Origin of the sequence: Caballeronia sp. AZ10_KS36, assembly GCF_023631105.1 — a bacterium.
In the GTDB taxonomy this organism is placed as follows: Bacteria; Pseudomonadota; Gammaproteobacteria; order Burkholderiales; family Burkholderiaceae; genus Caballeronia.
This window is the reverse complement of record NZ_JALQDQ010000040.1, coordinates 132,262-157,983: the sequence shown is the minus strand read 5'-3', so window position 1 is coordinate 157,983 and position 25,722 is coordinate 132,262. Positions and strand designations below refer to the sequence as shown.

At 62.4% G+C, this 25,722-nt stretch carries 23 protein-coding genes and 1 riboswitch; of the genes, 13 read left to right on the top strand and 10 right to left on the bottom strand.

From position 1 onward, the window contains the following. Positions 1 to 219: 219 nt before the first annotated feature. The 3 genes from NCR35_RS26205 to scpC all read left to right on the top strand — a co-directional run bounded on the left by NCR35_RS26205 (position 220) and on the right by scpC (position 4,302). Positions 220 to 2,250: an FUSC family protein gene (locus NCR35_RS26205; RefSeq protein WP_250536837.1), complete on the top strand. Its 2,031-nt coding sequence runs from the start codon at positions 220 to 222 to the stop codon at positions 2,248 to 2,250. Positions 2,251 to 2,377: 127 nt separating this feature from the next. Continuing rightward, a complete protein-coding gene (locus NCR35_RS26200; protein ID WP_250536836.1) occupies positions 2,378 to 2,584 on the top strand; it encodes a hypothetical protein in 207 nt (68 codons plus the stop codon). Positions 2,585 to 2,784: 200 nt separating this feature from the next. Further along, a complete protein-coding gene (gene scpC, locus NCR35_RS26195; protein ID WP_250536835.1) occupies positions 2,785 to 4,302 on the top strand; it encodes a succinyl-CoA:acetate CoA-transferase ScpC in 1,518 nt (505 codons plus the stop codon). A 13-nt stretch (positions 4,303 to 4,315) separates the two neighbouring features. Here the strand turns inward: scpC and NCR35_RS26190 are convergent, their stop codons facing one another. The 8 genes from NCR35_RS26190 to NCR35_RS26155 form a co-directional block, all read right to left on the bottom strand. Beyond that, positions 4,316 to 5,221, bottom strand: a complete 906-nt coding sequence (locus NCR35_RS26190; protein WP_250536834.1) for a LysR family transcriptional regulator — start codon at positions 5,219 to 5,221, stop codon at positions 4,316 to 4,318. A 93-nt stretch (positions 5,222 to 5,314) separates the two neighbouring features. Beyond that, the gene (aroQ, locus tag NCR35_RS26185; protein ID WP_250536833.1) at positions 5,315 to 5,752 is read right to left on the bottom strand and encodes a type II 3-dehydroquinate dehydratase; all 438 of its coding nucleotides are present in this window, start codon (positions 5,750 to 5,752) and stop codon (positions 5,315 to 5,317) included. Positions 5,753 to 5,761: 9 nt separating this feature from the next. Continuing rightward, a complete protein-coding gene (locus NCR35_RS26180) occupies positions 5,762 to 6,841 on the bottom strand; it encodes a Gfo/Idh/MocA family protein (RefSeq protein WP_250536832.1) in 1,080 nt (359 codons plus the stop codon). Between the two features lie 191 nt (positions 6,842 to 7,032). Further along, on the bottom strand, positions 7,033 to 7,866 hold the full coding sequence (gene aroE, locus NCR35_RS26175; RefSeq protein WP_250536831.1) for a shikimate dehydrogenase: 834 nt from the start codon (positions 7,864 to 7,866) through the stop codon (positions 7,033 to 7,035). Further along, on the bottom strand, positions 7,863 to 9,086 hold the full coding sequence (locus NCR35_RS26170; protein WP_250536830.1) for a CaiB/BaiF CoA transferase family protein: 1,224 nt from the start codon (positions 9,084 to 9,086) through the stop codon (positions 7,863 to 7,865). Before NCR35_RS26170 ends, aroE begins: the two co-directional genes overlap by 4 nt. Then, on the bottom strand, positions 9,086 to 9,550 hold the full coding sequence (locus NCR35_RS26165; RefSeq protein ID WP_250536829.1) for a MaoC family dehydratase: 465 nt from the start codon (positions 9,548 to 9,550) through the stop codon (positions 9,086 to 9,088). The genes NCR35_RS26170 and NCR35_RS26165 overlap by 1 nt, the downstream gene beginning before the upstream one ends. A 2-nt stretch (positions 9,551 to 9,552) precedes the next feature. Then, entirely contained in the window at positions 9,553 to 9,945 is a 393-nt protein-coding gene (locus NCR35_RS26160) for a VOC family protein (RefSeq protein WP_250536828.1), read from the bottom strand. Beyond that, on the bottom strand, positions 9,942 to 10,892 hold the full coding sequence (locus NCR35_RS26155) for a ketopantoate reductase family protein (RefSeq protein ID WP_250536827.1): 951 nt from the start codon (positions 10,890 to 10,892) through the stop codon (positions 9,942 to 9,944). The genes NCR35_RS26160 and NCR35_RS26155 overlap by 4 nt, the downstream gene beginning before the upstream one ends. 244 nt (positions 10,893 to 11,136) lie before the next feature. On the opposite strand from NCR35_RS26155, the gene NCR35_RS26150 reads away from it, so the two are divergent. After that, positions 11,137 to 11,865, top strand: coding sequence for an SDR family oxidoreductase (locus tag NCR35_RS26150; RefSeq protein WP_250536826.1), 729 nt, complete (start codon positions 11,137 to 11,139; stop codon positions 11,863 to 11,865). Positions 11,866 to 12,092: 227 nt separating this feature from the next. Here the strand turns inward: NCR35_RS26150 and NCR35_RS26145 are convergent, their stop codons facing one another. Both NCR35_RS26145 and NCR35_RS26140 read right to left on the bottom strand, forming a co-directional pair. Then, a complete protein-coding gene (locus NCR35_RS26145; RefSeq protein ID WP_250536825.1) occupies positions 12,093 to 12,389 on the bottom strand; it encodes a putative quinol monooxygenase in 297 nt (98 codons plus the stop codon). Positions 12,390 to 12,403: 14 nt separating this feature from the next. Continuing rightward, entirely contained in the window at positions 12,404 to 13,393 is a 990-nt protein-coding gene (locus NCR35_RS26140) for a zinc-dependent alcohol dehydrogenase family protein (protein WP_250536824.1), read from the bottom strand. A gap of 90 nt (positions 13,394 to 13,483) precedes the next feature. On the opposite strand from NCR35_RS26140, the gene NCR35_RS26135 reads away from it, so the two are divergent. From NCR35_RS26135 to uca, 9 genes are all read left to right on the top strand, one after another. Continuing rightward, a complete protein-coding gene (locus tag NCR35_RS26135; RefSeq protein WP_250536823.1) occupies positions 13,484 to 14,401 on the top strand; it encodes a LysR substrate-binding domain-containing protein in 918 nt (305 codons plus the stop codon). Between the two features lie 323 nt (positions 14,402 to 14,724). Next, positions 14,725 to 16,077, top strand: a complete 1,353-nt coding sequence (locus tag NCR35_RS26130; protein ID WP_250536822.1) for an MFS transporter — start codon at positions 14,725 to 14,727, stop codon at positions 16,075 to 16,077. A 309-nt stretch (positions 16,078 to 16,386) separates the two neighbouring features. Beyond that, positions 16,387 to 17,451, top strand: a complete 1,065-nt coding sequence (locus NCR35_RS26125; RefSeq protein ID WP_250536821.1) for a DMT family transporter — start codon at positions 16,387 to 16,389, stop codon at positions 17,449 to 17,451. Between the two features lie 239 nt (positions 17,452 to 17,690). Further along, positions 17,691 to 17,787: riboswitch (guanidine-I (ykkC/yxkD leader) on the top strand. A gap of 58 nt (positions 17,788 to 17,845) precedes the next feature. Beyond that, positions 17,846 to 18,916, top strand: coding sequence for a putative urea ABC transporter substrate-binding protein (locus NCR35_RS26120; protein WP_250536820.1), 1,071 nt, complete (start codon positions 17,846 to 17,848; stop codon positions 18,914 to 18,916). Between the two features lie 31 nt (positions 18,917 to 18,947). After that, positions 18,948 to 19,763, top strand: coding sequence for an ABC transporter permease (locus tag NCR35_RS26115; RefSeq protein ID WP_250536819.1), 816 nt, complete (start codon positions 18,948 to 18,950; stop codon positions 19,761 to 19,763). Then, a complete protein-coding gene (locus NCR35_RS26110; RefSeq protein ID WP_250536818.1) occupies positions 19,760 to 20,566 on the top strand; it encodes an ABC transporter ATP-binding protein in 807 nt (268 codons plus the stop codon). The genes NCR35_RS26115 and NCR35_RS26110 overlap by 4 nt, the downstream gene beginning before the upstream one ends. Beyond that, the gene (locus NCR35_RS26105; RefSeq protein WP_250536817.1) at positions 20,563 to 21,267 is read left to right on the top strand and encodes an urea amidolyase associated protein UAAP1; all 705 of its coding nucleotides are present in this window, start codon (positions 20,563 to 20,565) and stop codon (positions 21,265 to 21,267) included. The genes NCR35_RS26110 and NCR35_RS26105 overlap by 4 nt, the downstream gene beginning before the upstream one ends. Positions 21,268 to 21,281: 14 nt before the next feature. Beyond that, positions 21,282 to 21,923: an urea amidolyase associated protein UAAP2 gene (locus NCR35_RS26100; RefSeq protein WP_250536816.1), complete on the top strand. Its 642-nt coding sequence runs from the start codon at positions 21,282 to 21,284 to the stop codon at positions 21,921 to 21,923. 192 nt (positions 21,924 to 22,115) lie between these two features. Beyond that, positions 22,116 to 25,715 carry an urea carboxylase gene (gene uca, locus NCR35_RS26095; protein ID WP_250536815.1) on the top strand — a complete coding sequence of 1,200 codons (3,600 nt, stop codon included), beginning with the start codon at positions 22,116 to 22,118 and terminating at the stop codon, positions 25,713 to 25,715. Positions 25,716 to 25,722: the final 7 nt, after the last annotated feature.

Below are 25,722 nucleotides of genomic sequence, written 5' to 3'. Positions count from 1 at the left end.
GGTCACTATTGTCCGCTTAATGGTTAGACCTATTGTTATTGTTTCTGGAAAGAATGTTCCCCGATTCCCTCATTAATCCGTTCGCGCACGCTGTCTAGAATCGCTGCCTTCACGAAGAAGGCAGCGGGCAACAGCATGTCGTTCATGTATCGGCCGCGCGAGCGCGCCCCTATCGCGCGAGGTTCCTTCGACTGCTTGCGCGACTGCTTGCGCGATTGGATGGCAACGGATGGCGCGCTCTGGCTGCACTTGTCCAAGACGCTCATTGCGGCATTCCTCGCAATGGGCCTCGCCATGCGTCTGGAGTTGCCGCAACCGCGCATTGCGATGACGACGACCTTCGTGCTGATGCAGCCATTCTCGGGCATGGTGCTCGCGAAGAGCGTCTATCGCTTCGCGGGTACGATGCTCGGCATGGTCGCCGCGCTCGTGCTGGGCGCAGTATGCGTGCAGCAGGCGGAGCTATATGCCATCGGCTTGACGATCTGGGTGGCGACCTGCACGGCGCTGGCGGTGCGATATCGGCAGTATCGCTGGTACGGCTGGGCGCTCGCGGGCTATACGGCTGCGCTGATCGGCGTGCCGCTCGTCACGGCGCCCGGTCAGCTTCTCCTCGCGACGCTCACGCGAGGCGCGGAAGTCATGCTCGGCATCGTGTGCTCGGGCTTAGTCAGTGCGTTGCTTCTACCGCGGCATGCAAGCGCGAAACTCACTGCGACGCTCGCGCAACGCGAAGCCGCATTCAGGGCGCTTGCCGCCGACATTTTGCGCGGCAGCCTGAAGCGAAGCGCGCGCGAGCGGCATTACGCTCGACTTGTCGCGGATATCGTCGGCTTCGAAGCGACCCGGCGTCTCGCGGCTTATGAGAACCCGGCCCTGCGTCATCAGCGCATGCAGCTCTCGCAATTGAATAACGCGTTCATGAATGCCTGCGCGCGTCTTCATGCGCTCGACCAGTCGATCAAGCGGCTACGCGCCGATATCGCATGCCCCGCCCTCGCGGCATGCCTGCGCGAATTTGCAGATCTGCTGGATTCGACCGATTGCGACCGGCACGCTTTGATGCGCTTTAGAACGTCGCTATCGGCGCGCCTGACGGATGCATCGCAAATCGACATCGTCACATGCGCGGAGCTTCTTGACCGATTGATCAGCGACATGGACCGCATAGCGCAGTTGCGCGCAGCACTGTCCGCGGGTCACCGAGATGACATGCCGTTTGCGCACTATGTCGCGAAGACGGACGGCTTCGTGGTCGCGACGACGTTCGCGCGCACGGCGATGGTGATGGCGGCCGTCGCGGCCTTCTGGATCGCCACTGCATGGCCGAGCGGCGGCTTCGCACTGATCGGCGCGACGCTGGCTTGCGGATTGTCATCGGCATCGGCGCGGCCGGCGCGGTTCGTCGCGGAGATGGCTGTGGGGACGGCCGGCGCAATCGTGATCGGCTATGTCTTCTTGTGCCGCGTCTATCCCGCGATAGACGGCTTCCCGCTGCTTTGCGCAATGCTTTCGGCACCGCTCGCGTTGGGCACATACATTGCGATGCGTCGGCCGACAGCGGGCTATGGCGTCGGTTTCTGCGTCTTCTTCTGTCTGCTTGCAGCGCCCGATAACGTCATCGTCTATGACCCGGCCACGCTGTTGAATAACGGCATCGCCATTCTCGTCTCGATGCTCGTCACGTCGGCGGCATGCGCCATACTCGTGCCGCCTCATACGCCGTGGCTCGTGGGCAAGACGCTCGCCGCGTTGCGTGCTCAAGCCGCGCTCGCCTGCGAAGGCCCGCTGGCTTCCTTGAGCGAACGCTTTCATTCAGGCACGCATGACCTCATGTCCCAACTGCTGGCCCTTTCCGCGCAGTCTTCGCGAGGGCATCGTCGCGCATTGTCGTGGATGCTCGTCACGCTCGAAGTAGGACAGGCGATGATCGATCTGCGCACGCTAAAAGCGGCTCTCGACGTCGATGCGATTCCACCGCCGATTCGTCTCACTTGGGCCTCATCGGTGGCGCTCATGCTTCGCGACGTCGCCATGCTCTTTCGCATGCCCTCTAGTGCGTCGCTTCGGCGCGCGATCAACTCGGTCGTGCGGTCGATTTTCGCTGCGGAAGTGCTCGTCGAATACGCGAAAGCGTTGGGCGCAGATGGCGGCGAAGGCATCCGCGACGCGCACCGCATTCTGGCGTGCCTGCATTTGATACGCGGCGCGCTGATCGATCCGGACGCGCCTTTCGGTTCTTCTCGCTGAACCGATCTTTCCTCTGCATGGAAATGTGCCTTCCGTGCGCGACGATTTATCGCGTGAAGCCGGCTGCCTATAGTGTCTGCACTGCCGAGGCAATGTATGCCAGCGGTCAAGTCCCAAGGAGAGTTCGATGAAGTCGCTTAAGTTCGTAGTCGCTGCAATGATGGTATCGGGCGCATCGCTCGCGATGGCGCAAACGTCCGCGCCCGCTGCTGACAGCAACACTAATCAGTCGTCGATTCAGTCGTCGATTCAGTCGCCGAATCAACCGTCGAATCAGTCGCAATCGTGCGTCGGCCCGGCCAGCTATTGCACGGTCTTCTTCGGCGGCAGTTGAAGCGCGAAGGCGCTGAAATTAGACAAAGCGCAAGAGAAGCGCATCCTGAATTTTCCGTGCGGCGACGCACGGCAATAAAAGCGTCAGGCAATACATATAATCCCGGCGTCGCTCGCAACGCTCTCTTCAATGCGCGGCCTATCAGTCAGGCGCAAGGCGGATGCGAGCGCGTGATTCATGCAGTGCTGGTGGAGATACCGATGTTCGAAGACCGCATTCGTTGTGCCGCGCTACGCGGAAAGATTACTTCCGCAGCCGACGCAGCGCAGCTCGTGCGCAATGGCATGCGCGTGGGTGCAAGCGGCTTTACCCGCGCCGGCGATGCGAAAGCGGTACCGCTCGAAATAGCGCGCCGGGCGCGCGTGGAAAGGGATCCGCTTCGTATCACGCTCATGACGGGCGCATCTCTTGGCAACGACATCGACCGCATTCTCACGGAAGCGGGCGCACTGGAGCGCCGCCTGCCGTTTCAGGTCGATACCACGTTGCGTCGCGCCATCAATCGCGGCGAAGTCATGTTCGTCGATCAGCATCTTTCGGAGACCGTCGAACTATTGCGCGATAAGCGCCTCGGCGCACTCGATATCGCGATCATCGAAGCGGTTGCGATCACCGAAACCGGTGGCATTGTGCCGAGCACATCGGTAGGCAATTCGGCGACTTTCGCGATGCTTGCGCACAAGGTGATCGTGGAGATCAATCTTGCGCAGCCGCTCGCGCTGGAAGGCTTGCACGATATCTGGTCGCCCGCGCCGCGCCCGTCGCGCGCGCCGCTGCCACTCGTTAATCCGAGCGATCGCGTGGGCACGCCGTCTATCGACATTCCGCTCGAAAAGATTGCGGCCATCGTCATGACGAATCAGCCCGACAGCCCCTCGACCGTGCTGCCCGCCGATGAAGATACAGCGATGATCGCGGGCCATCTCATCGAATTCTTCCAGCATGAAGTGTCGCGCGGCCGTCTGCCGAAAGCATTGCCGCCCTTGCAGGCCGGCATCGGCACCATTGCGAACGCGGTGCTGTCAGGCTTCGCCGCCTCGCCCTTCGAAGCGCTCACGCTCTATTCCGAGGTGTTGCAAGACTCGGCTTTCGATCTCTTCGATGCAGGCAAGCTCGCGTTCGCGTCGGGCGCGTCCATGACGCTATCGGCCAAACGCCAGGAACAGGTCCTGAGCGATCTTGACCGCTATCGCGACCGGCTCGTGCTGCGCCCGCAGGAAGTGAGCAATCACCCGGAAGTCATTCGCCGCCTCGGACTCATCGCAATCAACACCGCGCTCGAGGCCGACATCTACGGCAACGTGAATTCGACGCATGTGGGCGGCACCCACATGATGAACGGCATCGGCGGGTCGGGCGACTTCGCGCGCAATGCATCGTATGCGGTCTTCGCGACGAAGTCCATCGCGAAGGACGGCTGCATTTCAAGCATCGTTCCGATGGTCCCGCATTGCGATCACAACGAGCACGACGTGGACGTGATCGTGACGGAACGCGGACTCGCCAATCTGTCGGGCCTTGCGCCTCGTGAACGGGCGCTGACCGTGATCGACAAGTGCGCGCACCCGCTTTATCGAGATTTCTTGCGCGACTATTACCGCGACGCGCAAGCACGCGGCGGGCACACTCCGCATTGCCTGGAAACGGCTTTCGCGCTGCATGAACGCTTTGCGAAGACCGGCTCGATGCTGCAAGACGGAAGCAAGCCGGGCTGTTGATCACGCCCAGCGGCTAGCTTCTGTCCAGAAAGAGATCAGCCACAACGGAGCGAAGCCACCGGTTCCCTGCCTCGTGGTGATACTTCGCATGCCAGTGCTGTCGTACTGCAAACGTGTCGACCGCGAGAGGGCAGGAATGTACCGCGATGCCATTGACTCGGGCCAACGTCTCGCCAATGTTTCTCGGCAACGTGGCGATCAGGTCCGTGGATGCGATGATCGATCCGAGCCCGAGCATACCCGGCAGCTCCAGCACTACGTCGCGCTCGATGTTCTCGCGCAATAACGCTTGTTCGAGCAACTGGGCTCCCGTGCCGCCAGCGATGATCACATGCCCTTCGCGACAGTACTGTTTCAGGCTCAGCCTGCTACGCACGCGCGGGTGGTTTCGATTCGCCAGGCACACCCAGTCTTGCATGTACAGCTGCTGCTGATACATCCCGCCGCCCAGCCAAGGAACGTGTCCGATCGCAAGATCGGCTTCACCGGACTCCAGCGCCCGTTCGGTGTTCCCGTCGATCCGCGCGGCTTCGAGCCGAATACCCGGCGCCTCGGCGCGCACATGAGCCAGCATCCGCGGCAAAAGCGTGATGTGGCTCGCGTCTGTCATGCAGATGCGAAAGCGGCGCTTGGCGGTACTGGGATCGAACGAGATCTCCCATGCGGCAAACCGCCGAAGCGATTCGAGAATTTCTCTGCACGGGCCGATCAGCGCGTCTGCTTGCGGCGTCGGCGTCATGCCGCCCGGCGTACGAACGAACAGGGGGTCCTGCAAATGTTCGCGCAGACGCCCCAGCCAGATGCTGATTGTCGGCTGACTTTGGCCGAGCTGCTCCGCCGCCCGCGTGACGCTGCGCACGTCATACAGAAGGTCGAAGAGCTGAAGCAGTTTGAGATCGGGAAGTTCGGATGGGTTCACGGCGTATTGTCCTGCGCAATGGTCGCATTGTAGCCATTGCCTTGCGCCTTGCGGACACATCGCCGTGAAAGCGGCGCGTCAGGCCCGCTAAGATCACCCAGCCGCCGACACCACCGCGCGAAGCCCGAGCGAATAACTGTCGATGCCGAAACCGCAGATCTGCCCTTTCACGATTTCCGCGAACACCGAGTGATGGCGAAACGCTTCCCTCGCATGGATATTCGACATGTGAATCTCGACGACAGGCACAGTCAGTATCGCGAGCGCGTCTCGTATGCCGTAGCTGTAGTGCGTCCAGGCACCGGCATTGATCATCACGCCGTCGACCTGATCGGCGAACGCCTTGTGGATGCGCTCGCACATGTCGCCTTCGCTGTTGGTCTGGTAAGTCTCGACCGTGACGCCCAGTTCTTTGGCCAGCGCGTGAAGCTGCGCATCGATGTCGGCGAGCGTGGCCGTTCCGTATTGCACAGGATCGCGCTTGCCGAACATGTTGTGATTGATACCGTGCAGCATGAGAAACGTTTTCATCGTCTAGTCCTAGTGTTCGACTTCGCGCTGGGCCGCAGGCGCGACGTTCGTCTCGACAACGGCTCCCGTCTTCGCGGCGGTCACGATTGCATTGGTGATTCGAAGATTCTGCAAACCATCGCGCGCTGTGACGAGAGGACTGGCTTCGCCGTGTATGACGCGCCGAAAGTGCTCCATTTGATGCCGCAGAGGATCGTCGCGCGTCAACTCGGCGACACTCACATCGAACGGCTTCCACCACGAACGATCCTCGGCCTTCCCGTAGGTCTTGAGCCGCATGGTCGGAATCGACAACGATCCGAAGGTGCCGGCAATGGCATAGCAGTCTTCATCCGAGTATGACGAATACGCTTTGTTTTCCTGCGAGGTCTGCTCCCAGCTTCGCGCGCTCGCTGCGGTATCGGATAACAGAAAGGTGCCCAGTGCGCCGCTCGCGAAACGCAGAATGATTGCAGCGGTATCTTCCACCGGGAACCCGCGCGTCGCGTTCGATGAAAACGCCTGCACGGCAACGATGTCGCCGCAGAGCATGCGCAGATTGTGGATCTCGTGAATCAGGTTAAGCAGTATCGGGCCGCCTCCTGGCTCCTTGCGCCAAGGCGCGGCCGTGAAATAGTGATCGGGCTTGAAGAATAACGCGCTGCCCATCACGGCCACGAGCGGACCAAGCGTTCCATCTTCGATGATTTGCTTCGCCCGCATCATGATCGGGCTATGCGCGCGGTGATGCCCGATGAGCACTGACGCGTTGTGTCGATCCGCGGCGGCCACGAGTGTTTCGGCCTCGTCGACGGTCGCAGCAATGGGCTTCTCCAGCAGCATCGGCAAGCCTGCTTGCATGCACACGAGCGCGTGCGGGAGGTGCAATTGATTCGGCGTGGCTAGCACGACGCCATCGGGGCGGTCCTTCGAGATCAGTTCTTCGAGGGACCGGTAGTGCGAAACGCCCGCAGCCGCGGCGACATCGCCTGCGGCGTCCGACGGATCGACGACCGCCGACAGCACGCAGTGAGTGCTTTCCCGAATGACGCGAATATGTTCGAGGCCGATGTAACCGGCGCCGGCAACAGCGATGCGTGTCTTCTCCATGTCACTCTCCGTAGCTTTCGGGGCCGGCGGGATCGCGCTCTTCGAGATCAGATTGCGCAGGATGCCGAGCCTCGATAGCGGAATTGTGTCGGTAACGCCTCGGCCAGACAAGCGGGGTGAACGCCAGCATGAGAAACTGCGTCTACGGTCGCACAGTGCGGCGTCGAATACGTCAACGCGCCTCAGCCGCGTCAAGCCAGCGGGACAGTCAAACGATCAATGACAGCGCGCGTTTGCGGGCGAACGCCACGCCACCACGCGAAGGCTTCGGCCGCTTGCTCGATCAGCATGCCGACGCCATCGGCGAGGCTGCGAATGCCGGCATCGCGGGCGAGGCGCAAGAAGGGCGTGAGTCCCTTTCCGTAGGCCAGCTCATAGGCGCTTCCCATCGGACTGAAGACACTCGACGGGACCGGCGGCAGTTGTGCGGTGAGACTGGCCGACGTCGCATTGACGACGAGATCGAATCGGCCCATCGATGCAAGCTCGGGATACCCGCACGCGCTCAGGAAGTCGCCCGCTGTCACTTGGTCGACGAGCCTCTTTGCCTTTTCCACGTCCCTGTTGGCAACGACGAGTTCGCTCGGCTGTGCGGCAATGAACGGCAGCAATGCGCCGCGCACCGCGCCTCCGGCACCGAGAATCAGTACCCGCTTGCCCGCCATCGGCTGATGCAGGTTCTCTTCGATATCCCTCACCAATCCCACACCATCGAAGTTCTCTGCGATGATGCGCCCGTTCTCGAACTTCATCGCGTTGACTGCGCCCGCAAGCGTTGCGCGCTCGCTGCGTTCGTCTGCCATGGCGAACGCCTGTAGCTTGAACGGTGCGGTCACGTTCATGCCCTTGCCGCCCGCAGCGATGAACTCTCTGACCGTATCGACAAAAGCGTTCTCGGGTTCGAGAGGACCTTCGATAGCGACATACGTCATGTCCTGCCCGGTCTCTTGTGCGAACAGACCATGAATAAGCGGAGACTTGGTGTGCCCGATCGGGTTGCCGATTACCGCGTACTGGTCGCTCATTGCGCGCTCCGTTTCGAGAACAACACGCCGTCGGTTTGCATGGCGTCGATTTCGGCCGCACTGAAACCGAGCGACTGCGCCACTTCCTCATTGTGTTGCCCGAGGTCCGGTCCCACTTCGGCAATCGACGTGTCGCAGTCGGAGAAACGGAACGGCAGGTTCGGCAGACGCAGTTTGCCAAGACGCGGGTGCTCTTGTTCCACCACCATGCCGCGCGCAACGATCTGCGGATCGGCCACCACTTCATCGATGCGTTGAACCTTCGCGCACGGAACATCGACGCTGTCGAGTAATCCCAGCACATCTGCAACCGGCCGGGATGCGACCCAAGGCTTCACCACTGCAAGGATCGCTTCGCGATTCGCGTTGCGCCCGTTGAGGCTATGAAAGCGCGTATCCGTGCCGAATCCCTCGGGCCCGCCATGACCTTCGACGAGCGCGGCGAACCGCTTCCACGAATCATCGACCTGAGCGGCAATCACGAGGTCGCCATCCGCTGCGCGGAACACGCCGTACAACGTCGAGGTCGGCATATCGTGGCCGGTCTGCTCGGGAACCACGCCCTGCATGGTGTAACACTGCACTGCGTACTCGTGCATCGAAAACAGCGTGTCGTACAACGCCATGTCGATGTGCTGACCGCGTCCGCTCTTGACTCGACCGAGTAGCGCCGCGTTGATGGCAGCAACCGCATGGATGCCTGTGTACATGTCGCCGAGCGAGATGCGCATGAGCGGCGGCGGCTCGCCCGGATTGCCGATCATCTGCATGATGCCGCTCTTGGCTTCCGCGATGAGACCGAAGCCCGCACGATGCGCGTCCGGCCCAGTGTGTCCGTATGCGGAGATCGAGCAATAGACGAGTCCCGGATTGCGCGCTGACAGCGCGGGATAGCCGAGACCGAGCTTGTCGAGCGCACCCGGCCGATAGTTTTCGATGAACACGTCGGCCGAATCGCAAAGACGCTCCATGAACGCCTTGCCGCGTGGGTCCTTCATGTTGACGCTCACGCCGCGCTTGCCCATGTTGAGCTGCAGGAAATAGGCACTTTGCTGGTCGTCCAGAATCGTGGCGTGCTGACGTCCTGCGTCGCCGCTACCGGGGCGCTCGACCTTGATCACCTCCGCGCCCAGCGCGGCGAGGCATCGGCCGACATACGGACCAGCGAGGAAGTGGCTGTAATCGACCACGCGGATACCTTCCAGCGGACGGGATTGCATCAGTTTGCTCCCGGACGGCGTGGAATCATCAGGCGATGTTCCCCGCGCTGAACGACCTGCCCATCCTGATTGATCAACTCGGAAGGCAGTACGACGATGCCCCATTGCGGCTTGCTCTTGCTGGCACGCACCGAGCCGACGCGGAATTTCACATGCAGGACGTCATTGACCTTGATCGGCAGCAGAAAGTCCCACGTCCAGCCGAGCGACATGCCCGGCAGGAATCGATAGTCACTCTGCGTCTTCAGGCCATCCGCTATCGACAAGCCGAAGAGCCCGTGCGCGACAATCGACCCGAAGTGGCTCGCGTTCGCATATTCCTCATCGACGTGCACCGGCGTATGGTCGCCCGTGAGATCCGCGTACGCGAGAATGCGCTCTTTCGTGACGGTGTACGTCGGGCTCACGCATTCGTCGCCTTCGCGCGCGTCGTCCCAGTACTTTTCGGTGATAGTGGTGCTCATGCTCACGCCTCCCCGCGTGGATCGATCGACAGCGCCTGCGCGACGCACGCTGCCGGCCTGGCCTGAATGAGTTCGACAGCGAGTCCGTCCGGAAGACGCAGCCAGTTGCGTCCCTGAGGCATTTCGCTGACACCGAACGCTTGCGCCGCTTGCAGTGCGGCATCGAGGTCTTCGCACATCACGCCGAGATGCGCGAGCCGGCCCTCCGGGCCTTCATAGCGAGGTTCGCTGATGAACTGCAGGCCGCCGAGCGTCCAGTATTGACGCGGCTCATCGACGCTTCCGTCCACTTCGCGCATCGTCATACCCAGCACCTGCTCGAAGAACCGGATATGCCAGTGGATGTCCTTGACCCAGATCGCCACATGTTCGAGGTACGCTTTCGGCACGCTCATGCTGCGGCTCCTTGCTTTTGGCGGTCCGTCATCGCGCGCTCGATGCCTTTGATGCAGGCGACCAGCGTCGAATTGACGGGCGTCGGCACGCCGAGGCGTTGGCCCCAGCGCACCACTGCTCCATTGATGAAGTCGATCTCCGTGACCGATGACTTCTCGATGCTTTGCAGCATCGAGGTCTTGAATGCGGGCGACAGCCCGTCCGCCGCCATCTTCCAGGCGTCCTCGGCAGTCGGAATGGAGAGCGCGACGCCTGCGGCCCTGGCCGTAGCCATTGCTTCTTCGATGGCCGCAAGCGATGTCGCCTTGAGAACGGGCTCGTCGTAGAGTTGTCCGTAGGTGAGTCCGGTGACGCCGGTGATCGCGCCGGTCGCGACGTTGATCAGCAGCTTGTCCCACATGGTGCCGATAATGTTGTCGCTGACGGTGGTCGTCAGACCGGCGCTATTGAAAGCGTCCGCAATCGCCGTCACGCGGCTCGTCATCCGGCCGTCGAGTTCCCCGATGATCGTCCGCTTCCCGGTGACGCCGGACTGGATATGGCCGGGCGAACGCAGCACGCCGCCGACATACGTCTTGCCGGCGAGAACGCGTTCGCGTCCGACGATCTCGCTCAGCACGTCTTCGTGACCGAGACCGTTTTGCAGCGATAGCACGACCGTTTCAGGTCCGACGAGATCGAGCGCGCCGCGCATCGCCGAATCGGTATGGAAGGATTTCACCAGCACGATGACGACATCGACCGTGCCGACTTCGGCCGAGTCCATCGTCGCGCGAACCTTGACGCGGCGAGTGCCCCGCTCGTCGTCCACTTGCAGGCCGTCGCGCGACATGGCTTTCACGTGTTGCTCGGAGCGATCGACGAGCCAGGTCTCGTGGCCTCCTTCGGTGAGCGCGGAGCCGATGGCACAACCGAGTGCGCCAGCCCCAAGAAAAGCGATCTTCATTGGCGTCTCCTTGATATGGAGACGAAGATACGGGCTACACCGCCATGCTGGCAATGCAATGGCTTCAATAGCGTTATTGCCTGACGCAATACACCTGTCTCACCGTTTGGCAGAGCTCGCGTGGACCGCTTGCGCCTGCCTCGCTGAAACCACGTACACTCTGCGGCTGCCGCATAAGGCGGCCTCTATCGCGCGACGCTCGGCGTCAGCATAAATTTCTCTTTCTTCTATCAGTCCCTCACGCATGGCAAACATTACGCTTCAAAACAGCAAGGTCGTCATCGCGGGCGGCACGTCGGGCATCGGCTTCGCCGTCGCACAAGCCGCGGCGCAGGCGGGTGCCGAAGTCATCATTGCATCGAGCAATCAGCAGCGTGTCGAAGCTGCATTGAAGCGGCTGCCGCAAGGCGTGCGCGGCGAGCCGCTCGACGTCACCGACGAGGCGCAGGTCAGCGCCTTCTTCGCGCGCATCGGAGCGTTCGATCATTTGGTCTACACCGCTGGCGAGGCGCTGCTGCTGGAGAACCTCGCGGACCTGTCGATTGCCGCCGCGCAGCGTGCTTTCGAAGTGCGCTACTGGGGCGTGTTGAAAGCCGTCAAGTATGGCGCGCCTTTGATCCGCGAGAATGGCTCGATCACGTTGACGAGCGGCGTCGCGTCGTCGCGTCCCCTGCCCGCATGGACGATCCCGTCGAGCATCCTCGGGGCGATCGAGTCGCTGACCCGCACACTGGCCGTCGAACTCGCGCCACTGCGCGTCAACGCGGTGGCGCCCGGCGTGCTGCGCACCGAGATGTGGAACAGCATGGGCGACGCCGATCGCCAAGGCCTCTACGACTACATCGCCGAGAAGATGCCGGTACGGCGCGTCGGTGAAGCGAGCGATGTCGCGCGCACCTATCTGTATTTGATGGAGCAAGGCTTTAGCACGGGCCAGGTAGTCGTCGTCGATGGCGGCCACGTGCTGGTCTGAATAGGCGGCCCGCCGTGCAAATGGCGCGGGATACGGCGTCGTGCCTAAAGATTGTTCGATTGCGCGCGTGCCGGCTTTGCAAGCGCGCACGCCGCCCCCGACACTCTGGCAACCGGACTCGCGGAATGCGCGATGTCTGCTCTTTCACAGATGCGCCGGGAACCCCTCGGCGGGCTCCCGAAGCACATGCAGCGCCGTGCCAACGCGCTACATCGCTGCACAGTCGATCATGCCAACTCGCGGAGCAGTTGAACTTCGATCGGCCCTTCCAGACGCGTCTTGAACGCCTCGGCCATAGCAAGAAAATGCGGTTCCTGCTCGTGTCTGGCAAGCGCTTCGCGCGTCTCCCATCTTTCGATGAACACGAACCGACCAACATGCTGCGGATCGGAATGCGCGGTGTACAGCCGACAGCCGGACTCCTTACGCGTGGCGGAAACACAGGTTCTGATGACGCTTTCTACTTCTGCTTCCATCCCGGCTCGGGCTTGAACCGTTGCAACGACGGTGACTTCTTCGGACATGAGACGGCTCCTCTTCAATTGACGATATCAATAACGACTTTGCCTACCGCTTCCCCGCTCGCCAAGCGCCCGTGAGCCGCTGCGGTGTCCGCAAGCTGAAAGCGGACCGGATCGACGACCGGCGAGAGCTTACCTTCATCCACCAGCGCCGCAATCTTGCGCAAGATGACGCCGTGGCGCTCGAGCCCCTGCCCGGTCAGCATCGGCAACAACATGAAGATGCCGATAAGGCTCAGACTGCGCCCGAGCACCGGGGCGAGGTCGTGCTGCTCCCACGCTGCGCAAGTAACGAGCCTCCCGTACAAGCGAGTCGCCATGGCGGACTGTTCGAGAAGCGCACCGCCCACCGTGTCATAAACGATGTCGAAACCCATGCCATCCGTGTATCGGGCGACATAGTCCTCGGTTGACATGTCGCGATAGGGGATCGCTACGGCGCCGAGACGTTCTGCGAGCGCGAGTTTCTCAGGCGTCGATGCCGTCGCGAACACTTTGGCGCCGAAGACCTTCGCAAGCTGAATGGCGATATGGCCGACACCGCCCGCCGCCGCATGGACCAGGACCTTTTCATCGAGGCTTACCTTCGCTCTGTCCACCAGACCCTCCCAGGCGGTGATCGCAACGAGCGGGAGCGCGGCGGCTTCTCGCATCGAAAGGCGGGCCGGTTTCGGAGCGACGAGGCGCGCGTCGACCACCATGTATTCGGCAAGCGATCCGGCTCTGCCCTTGACGCCGCCAGCACAGCCGTAAACGGCGTCACCCACGTCGAAACCCTCGACGCCTGCGCCGACCTTGCTGACGATGCCGGCGAAGTCCATGCCCAGAACCGCGGGAAGTGCGGGCGCGGCCGGGCCGAGTTCGCCCGCCTTGATCTTGAGATCCGCTGGGTTGACACCGGAGGCATGCACGGCAACGAGCAGTTCGCCTGCCTTGGGTTCGGGGATCGCGAGCGTATCGAGCACTTGCCCTTCGACGCCGAATTCGTTCAATACAAATGCTTTCATAGATGGACCTTCCGATTGGAGGCAGAACGATAGCGCCCGCCGCACCATTTGCAAAACGACAAATTCAAATCGCGTGCATGAGCGCCGCTAATGCTAAGATCCGCGCTCTTTATTTCTTCGCGCATCGCCATGACGACGCCTCGGCTCGAACTCGACAGTCTTCGCACCTTCCTGGCTATTGCAGACGGCGGAAGTTTCACGGCAGCAGCAGCGAGTGTCGGACGGACGCAATCGGCAATCAGCCTGAAGATCCGGAAGCTCGAGGAAACGCTCGACAAGCAGCTACTCGTGCGTAACGCACACCGCACGACACTGACGCCCGCCGGGGAATTGCTACTGGGCTACGCCCGGCGTCTCGTTCGTGACAGCGACGCTGCGATCGCGCACCTGCGCAGCTCCGAGGCGACGGGGACGATACGGCTCGGCATCGGTGAGCTGTTCGTGCCCGATCATCTGCCGCGAGTGCTCACGCGTTTCAGGCAGGCGCATCCGAAGGTGCGACTTCAGGTGCAGGTGGGACTATCGGCCGATCTGATCGAGCAGATGCGATCAGGCGGCTTGGAGGTTGTCGTCGCCAACCGCGAGGGAGACGAACGCGGGGGACGCGTGGTATGGACCGAGCCACTGAGGTGGGTCGCAGCCAATGACTTCGAGTTGGGCGACAGCGGGCCCGTGCCGCTGGTGGCACTGCCCGATCAGTGCGCATATCGGCGCATGGCCATCGATGCTCTCGCGTCCGTCGGACGTCCCGGCGACGTGGTGTACGCGTGCACCAGCCTGCTCGGAGTCGAGGCGGCCATCGCCGCGGGGTCGGGCCTGGCGATACTCGGCCAGTCTTCGCTCGCCCGTAACCCCGGTTTGCAAGACCTCAGCCAGCACTTGCCGCCGCTGCCCGCCTGCGAAATAGCCGTTTATGGCGAGGCAGCCGACAACGGCCGCGCCTTGCGCGCACTGATTCAATTCATCGAAGACAGCTTGCGATCGGACTCGGTGCTGCGAAAGACATAGCCGACGATCGGCACGCTTGCATACAGGCCGCGTACCTTCGTTGCCACCCTCATCGTCCTGACACACAACACGTTTGCGTGAACACCGGGCTTCCCGCAGCTTGCGGCGCGAGACGCGATCGTGTTACCTTTGTTACCGATAACATCCTATCGATCGGACCCTGCATTGCCTTCAATGTTACCGGTAACGAACGGCGCGACGGTCCGACGACGGGAAAGTGCATGCACCGGAGCACGGCGGACAGAGACGCTTGTCGTCCACACCCTTCGCCCGGGCGCAAGCCACGACTTAAGCTGACTACACACAGTACGGAGACAAACACGATGCCAACCATCACTCAGGCTGCCGCAAACACGGCAGTCGTCGGGGACGAGGCCGAAGACCAGTTGTACCGGAAAGTCCTGAAGCGAATCTTGCCCTTGCTGCTGCTTTGCTACGTGGTCGCCTATCTGGACCGGGTCAACGTCGGCTTCGCGAAGTTGCAGATGCTCGATGCACTCGGACTCAGCGACAGCGTCTACGCAGTGGGCGCGAGCATCTTCTTCTGGGGCTATTTCCTCTTCGAGATGCCGAGCAACCTTCTGCTTCACAAGTACGGAGCCCGCTTCTGGATTGCCCGCATCATGGTGACGTGGGGAATCGTGTCTTCGTCGCTTGCCTTCATTTCGCCGCTCGCCAGCTTCTTCCATGTCGGAACAGGGACGATGTTCTACATCCTCCGTTTCCTGCTGGGCGTCTGCGAAGCGGGATTCTTCCCGGGCATCATCCTGTACATGAACTACTGGTTTCCGGCTCGGCGTCAAAGCGTCGCCATGTCGGGATTTCTGATTGCCATTCCGGTAAGCCTTACGCTCGGCGGAGTCGTGTCGGGCTGGCTGATGCAGAACACGCATGGCCTCTTCGGCATGGGCGGCTGGCAATGGATGCTGTTGCTGGAAGGCATCCCGTCGATACTGGTTGCTTTCGTCGTGCTGTTCCGCATGGGCGATGGCATTCAGTCCGCTAAATGGCTGACGGCCGCGGAAAAGGCTTTGCTGCAACAAAACCTCGAGAAGGAAAGCGCCAAGAAGACGCATAGCGTCGCTGCGGCGTTGAAGAGTCCGCGCGTCTGGCTGCTGACATTCATTCTCTTGACGTTTAACACGGGCTTTTATGGTTTGGCATTCTGGCTGCCGTCGATCATTAAAGCCTCAGGAGTGAAGAGCACACTCAACATCGGACTACTGACGGCCATTCCTTATATGTGTGCTGTCGTCGCCATGATCTGGAACGGCGCCCATTCACGCAAGACTGGCGAACGGCGTTTGCATGCCGCCATTCCGGCGTGCATCGGTGGAATCGGCCTGATTCTCAGCGCGCATTTCGCGAGCAATGTGCCGTTGTCCATCTTTCTGTTGACGGTGGCTACTTGCGCGATTCTCGGCCTGATGCCGATCTATTGGACCTTTCCCGGACAGATCCTGTCTGGAACGGCTGCGGCAGCAGGCATCGCGCTCATTAACTCCGTGGGCAACCTCTCGGGCTTTACCGGCTCGATGATTACGAGTGTCGCCAAGGATTTGACCGGGAATATCAATAACGGAACGTATGCACTCGGGGCTTGCTTACTGGTCAGTTGCGTTCTGATTCTGGCGATTCCGAAAAACATGCTCAACGCGGAGCGGGTAGAACACTAACGTTCCGTCTCCTGAGCGCGGTGTCCGCTTCGTGGTGGTCACCGCGCCGGTCTGTTGCTTCGAACGGGCCGAACATCTGAACCGATACCGGCTCGCCTGCGCCGCGTCTCCGCGCCAAGTACTCTGACAAGAGTCTTGGCCGACAGGCGACATCCAAACACGGCCTTGTTGGCTTTAGCCGCGTCGTTAATCCAGTCCCGCCGCACCATGAGGTCGCGGTGCATGTAGCCGATTAGCGCGACCGTCCGGCGAATTCGAACGTGGCGCCTGTAGACTTGGAGTGTCCAACGTGCGTTCCAGGCAAGCCAAATGTTCTCTTCCAACTCTCGTTTCGGCCCGATTGCTACGGCGTTAGCGGCTGCTGCCCTATTCGGCGCGGCCACACCGGTTGCAAAGGCTTTGCTGGGCTCGAACTCCCCGTTCGTCGTGGCGGGACTGTTCTATCTCGGCAGCGGGCTCGGCTTGGGAATAGCCATTCTTGCTCGAAGGCTCAGGGGGACCGGCCCGAAGTTGCATCAAGGTATGACGAGGGCCGAGTTGCCATGGCTGCTCGGCGCCATCGCCGCCGGCGGCGTTGCGGGCCCCGCTCTACTGATGATCGGCCTGTCGACCACACCCGCCGCGACCAGTTCCTTGCTGCTGAACCTGGAGGGCGTCCTCACCGCAGTGATCGCCTGGGTCGTGTTTCGCGAGAACGTCGACCTTCAAGTGTTCCTCGGCATGGCGGCAATCGTCGCTGGCGGCGTTTTACTGTCTTGGCAATCAGGCGAAGGCGGGGTCTCCTTCGGCGCTGTCATGATTGTCGGGGCCTGCCTGTCATGGGCGATCGACAATAACCTCACGCGCAAGGTGTCGGCCAACGACGCGATGGTCATCGCTTGCCTTAAAGGATTGATCGCCGGGCCGGTCAACCTCGCGATCGCATACGCCACAGGTTCATCGCTACCTGGCTTCCTGATGGCCGGTGCAGCGATGGCGACGGGATTCGCAGGCTACGGCATCAGTCTCGTGTTGTTCGTCGTCGCCCTTCGTAATCTGGGCACTGCGCGAACAGGAGCCTACTTTTCGGTTGCGCCGCTTTTCGGGGTGGCTCTTTCCCTCGTCATATGGCCCGAAGTTCCGAACACCCTTTTCTGGGTAGCAGCGGCACTCATGGCTTCAGGCATCTGGCTGCACGTCCGCGAACGACATGAGCACGAGCATACCCATGAGCGAATGGAACATGCACACCGCCATCGCCACGACGAGCACCATCAACACGAGCATGATTTGCCCTACGATGGGACCGAGCCGCATTCCCATCCGCACGTCCACTTGCCGATCACGCATTCTCATGCGCATTTCCCGGACGTCCATCATCGCCATCGGCATTAGCTTCTTCCGGCCGACGACGAAGCTCAGATGACGATCCGCTTTGCCCCTTCTTATGGCGCGAATGAACGCACCTCGCCCGAATTTCGTGCATCGTGACGCGTTGCAGTGCAGGCCGTCACCCGTACCGAGCATCCTTCGCTCGATATAGGCCCCACAGGCTCGATTCTCCGCGCTTGGCACGCTTCCCGCTTTAAACGGTGTGCAAGGAGCCGGCGCGTCATCCGGTTCACAGACAATCTGAAAAGGACGGCTAGGGTTCCGGTCTGCTCGCAGATGCTGGTCCGAGAGCTGTCGACCTCGAACGAGGTTACACGGCGGGACAAAAGCCCGGGAGAGAACGCGATGTTCGCGCTGCTCCCTGCCGTCGCCAACCGTCTCCTCCGAGGTCAACCTCATGCGCAAGCTCGCCCGCTGTCTCGGCATCGTCGCCGTTTCCCTCGTCACGCTCGCTTCGAGCGCCGCCTTCGCCGCGACCCGCAACGACTTCAAGGTGTGCTGGACCATCTATGCAGGCTGGATGCCCTGGGGTCAGGCGAAGACTCAGGGCATCGTGTCGAAGTGGGCGAAGAAGTACGGCATCAACGTCGATGTCGTGCAGCTGAACGACTACGTCGAGTCCATCAATCAGTACACGGCCGGCAAGTTCGACGGCTGCGCCATGACCAACATGGATGCGCTCACCATTCCGGCCGCGGGCGGCGTCGATTCGACCGCGCTCATCGTGAGCGACTACTCCAACGGCAACGACGGCGTGCTCATGAAGGGCAAGGGCAAGCAGATCGCCGATCTGAAGGGCCAGCAAGTCAACCTCGTGCAGTTCTCCGTGTCGCACTATCTGCTCGCACGCGCGCTCGACAGCGCCCACATGAGCGAGCGCGATCTCAAGGTCGTCAATACATCCGATGCCGATATCGCAGGCGCATTCGCGACGCCGGCCGTTCACAACGCGGTGACATGGAACCCGATGCTCGCCGATCTCAAGGCCCAGCCGAACGTCACCGAGGTCTTCGATTCGAGCAAGATTCCCGGCGAGATCATGGACATGATGGTCGTCAACACGAAGACGCTGCAGGAGAATCCCGCCCTCGGCAAGGCGCTGACCGGCGCATGGTTCGAGATGGTCACGCTCATGCACGGCAACTCCGCCGAAACCACGAACGCGCTCACCGCGATGGCGAAGTCTTCCGGCACCGATCTCGCCAACTTCAAAGGCCAGTTGTCCACCACTGCCCTCTTCTACACGCCGAAAGCGGCGCTCGATTTCGTCACGAGCCCGGACATGCCGAAGATCATGACGCGCGTCGCGAAGTTCTCGTTCGATCACGGCCTGCTCGGTCAGGACGCGAAGAGCGCGGACGCGGTGGGCATGGCGTTCGACAAGGGCGTCGTGGTCGGCAACAAGAGCAACGTCAAGCTGCGCTTCGATCCGACCTATGTCGAGATGGCGGCAGCGGGCAAGCTCTGATCATCTTCGAGTCTTCAACGAGGCGGTCACCATGCGACTCATCAATCGACATCCGAGCAGGACCGGCGGCCTGATGCTGCTGCTGTTGCCGTTCGTCGTCCTGTTTGCCGTCTATTTCACCGGATCGTCGATGCGGCTTTCGGTCAATCCCGACGACAAGCTGTTACCGAGCGCGGCGCAAATGAGCGATGCCGTGAAGTCGGTCGCCTTCACCGAGGACAAGCGCACGGGCGAGTATCTGTTGTGGGCCGACACGCTGTCGAGCTTGCGGCGGCTTTGCATCGGCCTCGTGGTGAGCGCGGCGATCGCTCTGGTGGTCGCCATCGCGACAGGCTCGTTCCCGCTCGTCAGCGCGACGCTCTCCCCGTTCATCACCGTCATTTCGATGGTGCCGCCGCTTGCCGTGCTGCCGATTCTCTTCATCGTGTTCGGGCTCGACGAGTTGTCGAAGGTCGTGCTGATCGTCGTCGGCATCACGCCGATGATCATTCGCGACCTGCATGCGCGCGCGGGCGACATTCCCGCCGAGTTGTGGGTCAAGGCGCAGACGCTCGGCGCGAGCAGCTGGACGCTGATTCTGCGGCTCGTGCTGCCTCAACTGCTGCCGCGCTTGCTGGTGGGGCTGCGTCTTTCGCTCGGCGCCGCGTGGCTCTTTCTGATCGCGGCGGAAGCGATCGCGTCCACCGACGGCCTCGGCTACCGCATCTTTCTCGTGCGCCGCTATCTGTCGATGGATCTGATTCTGCCGTACGTCGCGTGGATCACGCTGCTCGCGTGGCTCACCGATGAGTTGCTCCGACGCATCACGCAATGGTGCTTCCCGTGGTACGGCGGGAGCGCGCGATGATCGAAGTCCGCAACGTATGGAAGGAATACGGCGATCAGGTCGTGCTGGAACGCCTGAACCTCACCATCAAGGAAGGCGAATTCTGCTCGATGGTCGGCGCCTCGGGCTGCGGCAAGTCGACGTTTCTGCGGCTCTTGCTCGGCCAGGAACGCCCGACGCGCGGCGAGATTCTGCTGGATGGCGCGCCGCTGCCGGGTGAACCGGACGCTCATCGTGGCGTCGTATTTCAACGCTATTCCGTGTTCGACCACCTGGACGCGCTGCATAACGTGATGCTCGGCCTCGAACTGCCGCGCGCGAAGTTGACGGGCCGGCTGTTTGGCGCGCAGCGACGCGCCGCGCGCGACGAAGCAGCCGCGATGCTCGAACGCGTGGGTCTGGGCGCTGCGCTCACCAAATATCCGCAGCAGTTGTCGGGCGGCATGCAGCAACGGCTCGCCATCGCGCAGGCGCTGATGATGAAGCCGCGCGTGCTGTTGCTCGACGAGCCGTTCGGCGCGCTCGATCCGGGCATACGCAAGGACATGCACGCGCTCTTGTCCGAGCTGTGGCGCGAATCGAAGCTCACCATCTTCATGGTCACGCACGACCTGAAAGAAGGCTTCACGCTCGGCAGCCGCGTGCTCGTGTTCGACAAGGTTCGCGTGGACCCGCAAGCGCCCGGCGCGTACGGCGCGCGCATCACCTACAACATTCCGCTCGATCGCACCCGCGACTCCGCCTCGGCCGTTCATATCGCGCAGGCGGCAGTGCAGGGTGCTTCGGACATCGAACTTGTTCCACTGGAGGGAATCCGCCCATGACATTGCTGCTCGAAGAAACCGTCCCCGGTGGCGGGCATACGTCGCTGATCGTGAAACGCGGACAGTCGCTGCGCGTGACGGACCTGCGCGGCGGCGCGAACGTCAGCGTGATGATGGTGAACGCGGCTGAGAAGAGCGAACGGCTCAACCTGCCCGATTCGCTGAAGTGCCAGCACACCGCGAAGCTCACGGCGGGCCATTGCCTCTACTCCGACATGGGGCGCGTGCTGGCCGCGATCGTCGCGGATACGTGCGGCTGGCACGACAGCATCGGCGGCGTATCGAACGCGCAGGAAGTGACCGAGCGCTACGGCGTGGGCCGCTATCAGGAATTGCGTAACGCGTTCTATCGCAACGGCACGGACAACCTGCTCGTGGAGATGGGCAAGTGGGGCCTCGGCATCTCCGATCTGATGATGACGCTCAATCTGTTCAGCCGTGTTGATGTCACCGACGAAGGCGCGCTGCGCTTCGTGCCCGGCAACTCGAAGGCGGGCGACTACGTGGAGCTTTACGCACCGATGAACACGCTCGTCGTGCTCACGGCGATTCAGCATCCGCTCGATCCGAACCCCGAGTACTCGCCGAAGCCCGTCAAGCTCGAACTGAGCACGGCGCAGCCGGATGTCGCGGAACTCTGCCGCACCGCGTGCGACGAGAACGTACGCGGCTTCATCAACACCGAACGCTTCTTTTTGTGAGCACGGACCTACTCATGACCAGCACGCTTACCGTCAGCGACAAACATCCCGAAAGCGCGGTGTATCGCGAAACGCTCGCCGCGGGCGAGCCCTGGCTGCACGAGGTGAAGGCCGGGCAGACGCTGCGCATCGTCGATCTGGAAGGCAATCAGGCCGTCGATACGCTCTTCTACAGTCTCGCCGATCCGCGCGAACGGTTCGATCCGCAACGCACGCTGCGCCGCCAAGAGAGCCTTTATCTGACGTCCGGCTCCGTGCTCTATTCGAACCTCGGCAATCCGATGCTCACGATCGTCGCCGATACGTGCGGCCGTCACGACACGCTGGGCGGCGCGTGCGCGCAGGAAAGCAATACGGTGCGCTACGCGCTCGAAAAGCGCTACATGCATAGCTGCCGCGACAACTTCCTGCGGGCCTGCGCGCACGACGGGCGGCTTTCGAAGCGCGACATCGGCGCGAACGTCAACTTCTTCATGAACGTGCCGGTAACTGCGCAAGGCGGCCTGACGTTTGAAGACGGCATTTCAGCGCCGGGCAAGTACGTGGAATTGCGCGCGGAAATGGACGTGATCGTGCTGATCTCCAACTGCCCGCAACTGAACAACCCGTGCAACGCCTATAACCCGACGCCCGCGGAGCTCTTGATATGGAACTGAAGCGCATCCGTAGCTTCATCTATCACATCATGCTCGTTCGCTCGGGACGATGCTTCGCGAGCACGCGCGAGGAACTGACACGCGACGAACTAACCCGAGCGCATCGCTGAACGCGTGTCGTGTCGGCCGTGGACGACCACGGCTCGCCATTCTCACGGCGGGACGGCCCGCCTCCGAATCAAGACTGCCTCCATGTTCGAGAAGATACTCATTGCCAACCGTGGCGCCATTGCGTGCCGCATTCTTCGAACGTTGCGCGAACTGAATGTCACCGGCGTCGCCGTCTATGCGGAAGCCGACCGCGCGAGCCTTCACGTCAGCGAAGCGCCCATCGCTCATGCGCTCGGCGACGGCCCCGCCGCCGTGACGTATCTCGACACGGCGAAGATTCTGGAGGTCGCGCGTCGCGAAGGCGTGCAGGCGATTCATCCGGGCTATGGCTTTCTGTCGGAGAACGCGGCGTTCGGCGAAGCATGCGAAGCGGCGGGCATCGCGTTCATCGGGCCGACGCCGGCGCAGTTGCGCGCCTTCGGCCTCAAGCACACGGCGCGCGAAATCGCCGCGAGTCAGGGCGTGCCGATGCTCGAGGGCACGGGACTGCTCGAAGGCGTGGCGGCGGCGCTGGAAGCGGCGCAGGCCATCGGCTATCCGGTGATGCTGAAGAGCACGGCGGGCGGCGGCGGCATCGGCATGCGCGTGTGCTGGAATGCCGACGAACTCGCCACGCATTTCGATGCAGTGAAGCGTCTCGGCGAAAACAACTTCAGCGATGCGGGCGTGTTTCTGGAGAAGTACATCGAGCGGGCGCGGCATCTCGAAGTGCAGGTGTTCGGCGACGGCCACGGCGACGCCATCGCGCTCGGCGTGCGCGATTGTTCGGTGCAGCGTCGCAATCAGAAGGTGCTCGAAGAAACGCCCGCGCCGTGCCTGCCCGAAGGCATATCCGACGCACTGTGCGACGCCGCCGTGAAGCTCGCGAAGGCCGTCGATTACCGCTCCGCGGGCACGGTCGAATTCGTGTACGACAGCGCGGCGCGCCAGTTCTATTTTCTCGAAGTGAATACGCGCCTTCAGGTGGAACATGGCGTGACCGAGCAGGTCTGGGGCGTCGATCTCGTGCGCTGGATGATCGAGCTTGCGGCCGGAACGCTCACGCCTTTGAAGGAACTCGCCGCGAGCCTCACGCCGCGCGGCCACGCGATACAGGCGCGGCTCTACGCCGAAGACCCGGGACGCGATTTCAAACCGAGTCCGGGCTTGCTCACCGACGTGGCGTTTCCGCCCGCCGATGGCCGCGCGCTGCGCATCGATACGTGGATCGAAGCGGGAAGCGAGGTGCCGCCCTACTTCGACCCGATGCTTGCAAAGATCATCGCGTGGTCGCCAACGCGCGACCAAGCCCGCCACGCTTTGGATGCGGCGCTCGACGAGACGCGCGTCTACGGCGTCGAAACGAACCGCGACTATCTGCGCCAGATCGTGCAGGACACGCCGTTCGCATCGGGCGAACCGTGGACCCGCTGCCTGGAGGCGCTCGCCTATCGCGCGACGACCGTGGAAGTCGTGAGCGGCGGCACGCAGACGACCGTGCAGGATCATCCTGGACGGCTCGGCTATTGGGCGGTCGGCATTCCGCCGTCGGGACCGATGGACGATCGCGCGATGCGGCTCGGCAATCGCCTCATCGGCAATGCGGCGGATGCGGCCGCGCTCGAAATCACGATGAGCGGCCCGACGCTGCGCTTCAACACGGACGCGGTCGTCGCCATCACGGGCGCGCAGATTCCCGTGCACCTGAACGATGTCGAACAGCCGCTGAACACGAGCATCCACGTTCCCGCAGGCGCCACGCTCGCGCTCGGCACGATACGCGGCGCGGGCGCGCGCGCTTACCTGTGCGTGCGCGGCGGGCTCGATGTCGCGTCGTATCTCGGCAGCCGCAGCACGTTCACGCTAGGCCAGTTCGGCGGACACGGCGGCCGCGCGCTGCGCGCAGGCGACGTGCTGCATCTTTATCCGCTCGCGGATAAGCACGCGGGCGCGACGCTCGCCAACGTTCCGGCGCTCGACAGCGTGCGCACCATTCGCGTGATCTACGGACCGCATGGCGCGCCCGAGTACTTCACCGCGCCGTACATCGAGCGGTTCTTCGACACCGAGTGGGAGATTCATTTCAACTCCAGCCGAACCGGCGTGCGCCTGATCGGACCGAAACCCGAATGGGCGCGCGAGGACGGCGGCGAAGCGGGACTGCATCCGTCGAACATTCACGACAACCCGTATGCGGTTGGCGCGATCGACTTCACCGGCGACATGCCGGTGATTCTCGGCCCCGATGGCCCGAGCCTCGGCGGTTTCGTGTGTCCGGTGACGATCATCGAAGCGGACCTGTGGCACATCGGTCAGTTGAAGGCGGGCGACAAGGTGCGCTTCGTGCCGGTCGATATCGACGCAGCACGCGAGGCCGCACGCCAGCGTAGCCGCGAGATCGACACGCTGACCATCGAGCCGAACGTACTGCCTGAGCGGAGCGCGCCGCTGACCTCGCCCATCGTTCTGGACACCGGCTCGGGCCATGAAAGGCTCGTTGCGCGCGTTTCCGGCGACACGCACTTGCTGCTCGAAATCGGTCCGGCGGAACTCGATCTCGTCTCGCGCTTTCGCGGTCATGCGCTGATGCAGGCGCTTGAAGCGCAGGCACTTGCTGGCGTCATCGACCTCACGCCGGGCATTCGCTCGCTACAGGTTCACTACCGGCCCGACGATCTGCCGCTCGCGCACCTTCTTGCGATCGTCGCCGAGGCGTGGCAGCAGGTGCTGCTGCAACAGGATTTGCGCGTGCCGTCGCGCGTGGTTCATCTGCCGCTTTCGTGGGACGATCCGGCGTGCCGGCTCGCCATCGAAAAGTACATGACCACCGTGCGCAAGGATGCGCCGTGGTGCCCGAGCAATCTGGAGTTCATCCGCCGCATCAACGATCTCGATTCCATCGATGCCGTGAAGCGCATCGTCTTCGACGCGAGCTATCTCGTGATGGGCCTGGGCGACGTGTATCTCGGCGCGCCCGTTGCCACGCCGCTCGATCCGCGTCACCGGCTCGTGACGACGAAGTACAACCCGGCGCGCACTTGGACGGCGGAGAACTCCGTCGGTATCGGCGGCGCGTATCTCTGCGTGTACGGCATGGAAGGGCCGGGCGGTTATCAATTCGTCGGCCGCACGTTGCAGATGTGGAACCGCTATCGCAAGGTCGCGGATTTCGCGGGGCAGCACTTCCTGCTGCGCTTCTTCGATCAGATCCGCTTCTACGAAGTCCCGGCGGACGAGCTGCTTCGCATCCGCGCGGATTTTCCGCTGGGCCGTTATCCGTTGCGCATCGAGCAAACGGAGTTGTCGTTGTCGGACTATCAGGCGTTTCTCGCGAAGGAATCCGCGAGCATCGACGCTTTCCGCTCGCGGCAACAGGCGGCGTTCAACGCGGAGCGCGAACGCTGGCGCGAAGCGGGCGCGACCGAGGATACGCTCGATGCGCCGGCCGTCGAAGAAGCGCCATTCGCCGCGCTCGAAGACGGCGAAGTCGCCGTTGACAGCGAGATCGCGGGCAGCCTCTGGCAAGTGAAGGTGGCGACCGGCGACATAGTATCCGCAGGCGACGTGCTGCTCGTCATCGAATCGATGAAGATGGAGATCGCCGTTTGCGCGCCCTGCGCGGGCAAGGTCGGCCCGATCCATGTCGCGCCGGGATCGCCCGTGCGCGCCGGCCAGCGCGTCGCCATCATCCAACGTCACTGAACACGGG

Excerpts from the sequence above, each read along its gene's own strand:
- NCR35_RS26205 (WP_250536837.1), top strand. The coding sequence starts at position 220 with ATGGCAACGGATGGCGCGCTCTGGCTGCACTTGTCCAAGACGCTCATT.
- NCR35_RS26200 (WP_250536836.1), top strand. The coding sequence starts at position 2,378 with ATGAAGTCGCTTAAGTTCGTAGTCGCTGCAATGATGGTATCGGGCGCA.
- scpC (WP_250536835.1), top strand. The coding sequence starts at position 2,785 with ATGTTCGAAGACCGCATTCGTTGTGCCGCGCTACGCGGAAAGATTACT.
- aroQ (WP_250536833.1), bottom strand. The coding sequence starts at position 5,752 with ATGAAAACGTTTCTCATGCTGCACGGTATCAATCACAACATGTTCGGC.
- NCR35_RS26180 (WP_250536832.1), bottom strand. The coding sequence starts at position 6,841 with ATGGAGAAGACACGCATCGCTGTTGCCGGCGCCGGTTACATCGGCCTC.
- aroE (WP_250536831.1), bottom strand. The coding sequence starts at position 7,866 with ATGAGCGACCAGTACGCGGTAATCGGCAACCCGATCGGGCACACCAAG.
- NCR35_RS26170 (WP_250536830.1), bottom strand. The coding sequence starts at position 9,086 with ATGCAATCCCGTCCGCTGGAAGGTATCCGCGTGGTCGATTACAGCCAC.
- NCR35_RS26165 (WP_250536829.1), bottom strand. The coding sequence starts at position 9,550 with ATGAGCACCACTATCACCGAAAAGTACTGGGACGACGCGCGCGAAGGC.
- NCR35_RS26160 (WP_250536828.1), bottom strand. The coding sequence starts at position 9,945 with ATGAGCGTGCCGAAAGCGTACCTCGAACATGTGGCGATCTGGGTCAAG.
- NCR35_RS26155 (WP_250536827.1), bottom strand. The coding sequence starts at position 10,892 with ATGAAGATCGCTTTTCTTGGGGCTGGCGCACTCGGTTGTGCCATCGGC.
- NCR35_RS26150 (WP_250536826.1), top strand. The coding sequence starts at position 11,137 with ATGGCAAACATTACGCTTCAAAACAGCAAGGTCGTCATCGCGGGCGGC.
- NCR35_RS26145 (WP_250536825.1), bottom strand. The coding sequence starts at position 12,389 with ATGTCCGAAGAAGTCACCGTCGTTGCAACGGTTCAAGCCCGAGCCGGG.
- NCR35_RS26140 (WP_250536824.1), bottom strand. The coding sequence starts at position 13,393 with ATGAAAGCATTTGTATTGAACGAATTCGGCGTCGAAGGGCAAGTGCTC.
- NCR35_RS26135 (WP_250536823.1), top strand. The coding sequence starts at position 13,484 with ATGCTAAGATCCGCGCTCTTTATTTCTTCGCGCATCGCCATGACGACG.
- NCR35_RS26130 (WP_250536822.1), top strand. The coding sequence starts at position 14,725 with ATGCCAACCATCACTCAGGCTGCCGCAAACACGGCAGTCGTCGGGGAC.
- NCR35_RS26125 (WP_250536821.1), top strand. The coding sequence starts at position 16,387 with ATGTTCTCTTCCAACTCTCGTTTCGGCCCGATTGCTACGGCGTTAGCG.
- NCR35_RS26120 (WP_250536820.1), top strand. The coding sequence starts at position 17,846 with ATGCGCAAGCTCGCCCGCTGTCTCGGCATCGTCGCCGTTTCCCTCGTC.
- NCR35_RS26115 (WP_250536819.1), top strand. The coding sequence starts at position 18,948 with ATGCGACTCATCAATCGACATCCGAGCAGGACCGGCGGCCTGATGCTG.
- NCR35_RS26110 (WP_250536818.1), top strand. The coding sequence starts at position 19,760 with ATGATCGAAGTCCGCAACGTATGGAAGGAATACGGCGATCAGGTCGTG.
- NCR35_RS26105 (WP_250536817.1), top strand. The coding sequence starts at position 20,563 with ATGACATTGCTGCTCGAAGAAACCGTCCCCGGTGGCGGGCATACGTCG.
- NCR35_RS26100 (WP_250536816.1), top strand. The coding sequence starts at position 21,282 with ATGACCAGCACGCTTACCGTCAGCGACAAACATCCCGAAAGCGCGGTG.
- uca (WP_250536815.1), top strand. The coding sequence starts at position 22,116 with ATGTTCGAGAAGATACTCATTGCCAACCGTGGCGCCATTGCGTGCCGC.